Source organism: Agriterribacter sp. (assembly GCF_035445465.1).
Lineage (GTDB): Bacteria > Bacteroidota > Bacteroidia > Chitinophagales > Chitinophagaceae > Agriterribacter.
The window spans coordinates 22,944-29,159 of sequence record NZ_DAOMQT010000050.1 but is presented as its reverse complement, the minus strand read 5'-3'; the positions used below and the strand labels follow the sequence as shown (position 1 = coordinate 29,159).

6 protein-coding genes are annotated in these 6,216 nt (G+C 41.7%); 1 reads left to right on the top strand and 5 read right to left on the bottom strand.

Annotated elements, in window-relative coordinates:
- Positions 1 to 101: 101 nt before the first annotated feature.
- From ispE to PLE34_RS17780, 5 genes are all read right to left on the bottom strand, one after another.
- Positions 102 to 932, bottom strand: a complete 831-nt coding sequence (gene ispE, locus PLE34_RS17800) for a 4-(cytidine 5'-diphospho)-2-C-methyl-D-erythritol kinase (RefSeq protein WP_324559150.1) — start codon at positions 930 to 932, stop codon at positions 102 to 104.
- Positions 933 to 967: 35 nt separating this feature from the next.
- On the bottom strand, positions 968 to 1,558 hold the full coding sequence (locus PLE34_RS17795) for a bifunctional nuclease family protein (protein WP_324559149.1): 591 nt from the start codon (positions 1,556 to 1,558) through the stop codon (positions 968 to 970).
- Positions 1,559 to 1,664: 106 nt separating this feature from the next.
- On the bottom strand, positions 1,665 to 2,633 hold the full coding sequence (locus tag PLE34_RS17790) for an electron transfer flavoprotein subunit alpha/FixB family protein (protein ID WP_324559148.1): 969 nt from the start codon (positions 2,631 to 2,633) through the stop codon (positions 1,665 to 1,667).
- A gap of 80 nt (positions 2,634 to 2,713) precedes the next feature.
- Positions 2,714 to 3,457 carry an electron transfer flavoprotein subunit beta/FixA family protein gene (locus PLE34_RS17785; RefSeq protein WP_324559147.1) on the bottom strand — a complete coding sequence of 248 codons (744 nt, stop codon included), beginning with the start codon at positions 3,455 to 3,457 and terminating at the stop codon, positions 2,714 to 2,716.
- A 245-nt stretch (positions 3,458 to 3,702) separates the two neighbouring features.
- Positions 3,703 to 5,544, bottom strand: a complete 1,842-nt coding sequence (locus PLE34_RS17780; protein ID WP_324559146.1) for a T9SS type A sorting domain-containing protein — start codon at positions 5,542 to 5,544, stop codon at positions 3,703 to 3,705.
- A gap of 335 nt (positions 5,545 to 5,879) precedes the next feature.
- Here PLE34_RS17780 and PLE34_RS17775 point away from each other — a divergent pair, with 335 nt between their 5' ends.
- Positions 5,880 to 6,194, top strand: coding sequence for a tetratricopeptide repeat protein (locus PLE34_RS17775; protein ID WP_324559145.1), 315 nt, complete (start codon positions 5,880 to 5,882; stop codon positions 6,192 to 6,194).
- Positions 6,195 to 6,216 lie beyond the last annotated feature (22 nt).

Sequence of the window (6,216 nt, the reverse complement as noted above, 5' to 3'; positions counted from 1 at the left end):
GCTCGATCTTTTTGAACATTTATAAAAATGTCAACCTATTTTAGGCACGCACAAGGATATAAGTACAGGGGGCACTCCCTGAAACCTGCAACAGCCTGCTTTTATTGTATTATTTTCTGCGTATAATCTTTACCCCACTTCAGTTCAGGTGCTTTGTTTTTGCTGAATATACCATATACCGCGGAGCCGCTGCCGGTGAGTGATGCATACAACGCGCCATTGGCGTAGAGTGTCTTTTTAACCTCCTCTATCTGTGGATATTCGCGGAATACCGGCGCTTCAAAATCATTTACCAATTCATGGCTCCATGTTTCCACGGGTTGCTGAATGATGCTTTTAAGGGGTTTGGAAGGTTGCGCAGGTTTAAGTTTGGAAAACGCCCACGCAGTCTGTATATGGATTCCCGGATGTACGATCAAAAAAGAATAAACGGAAAGATCGAGTGGGAGCGACTCTGTTTGTTCTCCACGGCCGGTTGCATAACAGGGTGCATTGATCATAAAAAAAGGGCAGTCGCTGCCTAACTTCAACGCATACGCAGTAAGTTGTTCTGCAGTGAGGTTGAGATTAAATTTTTTGTTCATCAACAGTAAAGTAAATGCCCCGTTAGCAGATCCGCCGCCCAGCCCGGCGCCAGTGGGGATTGTTTTATGCAGATGCATCTTAACCGGGGGAATTCCGGGAAAATCTTTTTTTAATATCTGATATGCTTTCAAACAGATGTTATCTGCTTCTTTTCCGGGTATGGAAAGGCCAGACTGTGTAAAATTTGGGGAGGTAGAAAGAGCATTATTATCAGGCAGCGATATCATTTCTACCGCATCGTGCCAGTTGATAGGATAAAAAACAGTTGCTATATTATGATAGCCGTCAGCTCTTTTTGAGGTAATGTTAAGCCCTATATTAATTTTGCAATTGGGGAAAAGAACCACGGGCTGGCAGTGTTTTAATAAGAATGTACTTAATATTACTTTTTCCTGTGATTGATCTCATCCCGGATGGCAATGGCCCTGAGGTAATCTTCCTGTTCGAGCACTTCACTCAGCAATTGGTTGAGCTCTTCCAGCGACATGGATTTAAGATCGTCTTTTGAACCTGTTTCCCGCACTAATTGTTGTTCTTCCTCCGGTTTTTTCTTTTTACCGGAATCTTCCATCAGTATACCCGCGCTTTCCAAAATATGTTCATAAGTATAAATGGGACATCCGAAGCGAACAGCGAGCGCGAGTGCATCGGAGGTCCTGGAATCTATTTCCACCGTATCGTGTTCATTGCTGCATAAAAGTTTCGAATAAAATATACCTTCCTGCAGATCGCTGATGATAATTTCATGAAGGTCTACATTAAATGCCATCATAAAGTTTTTCATCAGGTCGTGTGTAAGCGGCCTGCTGGGCTGCATCCGCTCTAAAGCTACCGCAATGGCCTGAGCTTCAAACCCCCCTATTACAATGGGCAGGCGCCTCAACCCGTTTGTTTCGCCTAGTACAACGGCATAAGAATGTGTCTGAGTAATACTGTGCGATAGTGCTACTATTTCCAATTCTATTTTCTTCATAATCTGTTGCGAATGTACAGGAATTTTGTAAAACGGGTAATGGCCGGGAGGCATAAAATAAAAAACCGCAGATGACCTGCGGTTTAGTGTAAAGGAACGTGTTTTCTCATGCTACGCCTTTCAGCTTTTTAACTTCTTCTATTAATTTGGGCACTATTTCAAATGCATCGCCAACAATTCCATAATCGGCGGCTTTAAAAAAGGGTGCTTCGGGGTCTTTATTAATAACAACAATTGTTTTGCTCCTGTTTACGCCGGCCAAATGCTGTATGGCGCCGGAAATACCAATGGCTATATATAAATTTGGCGCTATAGCCAAACCGGTTTGTCCTACATGCTCGTGATGCGGGCGCCAGTGCGTATCCGCCACCGGCCGGCTGCACGCGGTAGCAGCGCCTAACAGTTTAGCCAACTCTTCAACCATCCCCCAGTTTTCAGGACCTTTTAGCCCGCGACCCCCGCTTACCACAACTTCCGCCTCACTCAAAGGCACTTCACCTTTCACTTTATTGACTGATATTGACTTTACTTTGGTTGCATCTATCGTTGCATTAAATGAAATAATTGTTGCTTTCGCCTCTGCTGAAGCTGCTGCCGGAAATGCATTAGCATTTAGTGTAATAATCTTAATGTCGGTATTCAGTGCAACATGGGCAAACGCTTTTCCCGAAAAAACAGATTTTTTTACAACAAATCCGTTGGTGGTATCGGGCAGTGCTACCGCACCCGAAACCAGGGCAGCTTTCAGGCGGGCAGACAAACGGGGGGCTATTGCTTTGCCATCTGCATTATTTGCAAATACCACTATTTTGGCTCCTGTTGCCTGTACTGCCTGTGCAATAATGCCGGTAAATACCTGTGCATCCACATGGTCTAATTGCTGATCAGATACATGATGTATTTTCTGGATTCCGTATTGTCCCAATGCAGAAAGATCGTCTTTTACGGATCCCAGCACTATACCTTCGGCAACTGTACCTGCCTGTGCGGCAACTTGCGAACCATAGCTTAAGGCTTCTAAAGAAGCTTTTTTGATATGTCCTTCCGATTGATCTATAAATATGAGTACCGGCATATTTTAATTTGAGATTTTAAATTTAAGATTTGAGATCCGCCACGGCGTAGAGGTTTTAATTTGACAGGGAGGAGAAATGTTTAAATCACTTTAGCTTCCTCGTGGAGCAGTCTTACCAGCTCTCCCGGATTGTCTGCGGGAATTAACTTCACACCTTCTTTTGCAGGCGGTAATTCAAAATTAATAATACTGGTTAAACTGTCTGCAGCCACGGGTTCTGTTACTTTCAGGGGTTTGGTGCGGGCGGCCATGATGCCCCGCATATTGGGTATTCTTGCTTCAGCCATTCCTTTCTGGCAGCTTACTACCACAGGCGTGCTTACCTCAACTGTTTCTTCACCTCCTTCAATTTCACGGGTAATGGTGGCTGTATTGCCGTTTATTTCGAAACGGGTTGCCAGGGCAACATAGGGGAGGTTCAGTAATTCGGCTATCATTCCCCCTACAGAGGAGCCATTATAATCAATGGTTTCCTTACCGGTAAACACCAGGTCGTAGCTGCCTTGCTGTGCTATTTCGGCTATTTGAGCGGCTATATAAAAGCTATCCTGGCTATCGGCGTTCACGCGTATGGCTTCATCGCCGCCCAATGCCAGCGCTTTGCGGATAACCGGTTCTGCATCTGCGCCCGCCACGGTTACAAGATGAAGCGCAGCGGAAGGATCCTTTTCTTTAATTTCAATAGCTCTTACCAGGGCATACCATTCATCGTAAGGGTTGATGATCCATTGCACGCCTGCAGCGGCAAATTTCGTATTATTATCGGTGAAGGCAATTTTTGCCGTAGTGTCGGGTGATTTGCTGATACAAACTAGTATTTTCATTTGTTCATTTTTTGTTTCAGTTAACTAAGTATTCAATGAAAGAATACCTGCACTTGTAACGAACCAGGCAATGACTACGGGTTACATTTGCTTATAAAGTTGTTTATGCAACCATTTGTATCCTGCAAATATAATAAGGGGATTTATTATAGCCGAAAGAATTTTTGGGAGTTGCTTTGAAGGGTAAAAATCAGTTATTCTTTTCCCCCGGTTTCCTCTCAATCTTTAATGTATTTTACTTACTGCTATTGCTTAACTAATTTATGAGTAGTTTCCTCATTGTTTTGCAGTACTTTAATGATATATATACCTTGCTGAAGGTTGGTAATATTCAATTGTTGATTGCCATTTACATTGTTCCATTGGTTAAGCAATTGCCCTGCTGTATTATAAATGGACACGTTTCTAGCTTTTGATATCCCTCTTAGCATAATAAAATTATTAGCAGGATTGGGTACTATCGTTAACATTCCTGTTGCCTTTATTCTTATAGAGGCAATATTACTGTAGGTATACGTTCCATCTGCATCCACCTGTTTAATACGGTAAAAATTTGAGCCAGCTACAGGAGTGCGGTCTGTTGTGTTATAAGAATGCCTGCCCGGGCTGTTATAGGAAGCCTGCGTTCCAATTTTAGTGAAGTTGTTTCCGTCTGTACTTTTTTCAATTTCAAAATGGGAGGTATTCTGCTCATTTTCTGTTTCCCATTGCAGGCAGGCATTGCCGGAGCAATCTACGGCGGTAAAACCCAGCCATTGAAGTGGCAATATGATGTTACTGCTCACATCAATGGAATTACTGTAAAGGGTTAATTTATCAGCCTTGTCGTTCGTAACTTCAACCCAATATTTTCCGCCTTCCCAAACAGGTAAAGCGGAATCTCCTTTAAGCGTTTCTACTAAAACACTGTCTTTATAGAAATAGTAAGTATTATTTGCAAGCGTTCCGCCGGCAGTTACCGAAAGTTCTGAATTAGTGTGGTTAAGTGTTAGAGTTTTCTGGTCTTGATAAGTATAATTTGCAAATAAAGAGGTATTATCTTTCTGCCCTACACATTCCATGCCGTCAAACGTAAATTGATTATTGGTTAGCTGCAAAAATTCCAAATCAGATAAACTGCACAATCCGTCTGGGATACTGCCCGAAAGCTGATTGTTCATTAGGTTTAAACGTACAAGCCTGTTCAGCTTGTTGAATGAAGAGGGTATAGAGCCGGTAAGCTGATTGCTGTCGAGTTCGAGCGATTGCAATCCGGGCATATTACCCAAAGAGGAAGGGATTTCCCCTGTTAATGCATTGTTGCTGAGGTTAACATGGACTAAGGAACTATTAACACTTAGATCGGAAGGAATACTTCCTGTAAGCTGATTGGAGCTTAAATCGAACAAATGGCAAACAACAGGGGCTAAACCCGCGGGTATTTCACCGGTTAACTGGTTATTATTTAATCTGAGCTCTGTGAGGTTACGAATTCTGGCTAATCTGTCAGGGATAGTCCCACTTAGCTGGTTATAACTAAAATTCAATATTTTGACTTGGATATCACCAAGTCCGCCCGAAATGCTCCCGGTTAATTGATTGTGATCTAACATCAATTCAGAAAGGCGGGTAAGTCTGCGCAAAGATTCCGGTATGGGTCCGGTTAATTTATTGTGATTTAGATGGACTTCGCTGAGGTTAGTAGCGTTGCCCAGTTCATTAGGGATATTACCTTCAATTCTATTATTACTTAAATAAAGGTAATACAGGTTAGGAATATTGCCCAGGCTGACCGGAATATTACCACCTATATTATTATTACTTAAAAAGATGCCGGTAATTGCGGTAAGATTACCTAAAGACGGAGGGAGCATTCCGTCCAGTTGATTATTAATCAGGCTTAGTTGGGTAACTCTTGTACCCGTTACGCTAACGCCAAACCATTCACTCACCCTGCTTTTGAGCCAGTTCGTATTTTTTTTCCATCCAATACCATTGGTGCTGTTATAAAAATCTACCAAGGCCAAACTGTCTCCGGTATTTACCTGGGACTTAATGGAAAAATGCAGGAATAGAAGCAGGAAAATAAAAGCAGACCTTTTTCTCACAGTGATTTAGGATTAGGCTTGGCAATGAATTTTATTAGCAGCTATCCATGCAAAAAGCGTGCAAAATTTTTACAAAATGCAAATTCATAATTTATTTTACCATAAAGCCTCATCTGTTTGAGAAGAATTTTGAATATGCATCGTTCAATATATTATTAATCAGTTTGATATAAGTGTATAATTTTGTTTATTTCTGATAAGGCTTCATTATGAATAAAAATACCAGAAAGCCTGATAAATTTGGAAAATGAATGCTGTAAAATTCTGTTTGCACAACTAAAATCAGGAAGGACTGCAATAAGCAGACTCAGTATCTTTGATGCACAACAAGTTATATGAGCCGGATAGAAAAATTACTGGATTATCTAAAAGATTCTCCCCATGATAGTTTTTTGCAGCATGCACTTGCATTAGAATATGTTAAGGAAGGGCAGCAGCGCGAAGCCAGAAAACTTTTTGAAGAAATCCTGGAAAGAGACCCAACTTATTTTGGTTCTTATTACCAGCTTGCCCAATTATTGGAACACTCCGGGGAAACAAATGCGGCTTTGCGCTGCTATCAAAGGGGAATGGATGCTGCAAATGCTGCGAATAATTCAAAAACATACCATGAGTTGAAGGCAGCATGGGAGGAATTAAGTAATGAATAATACCTTCGTTCAACAATTGATT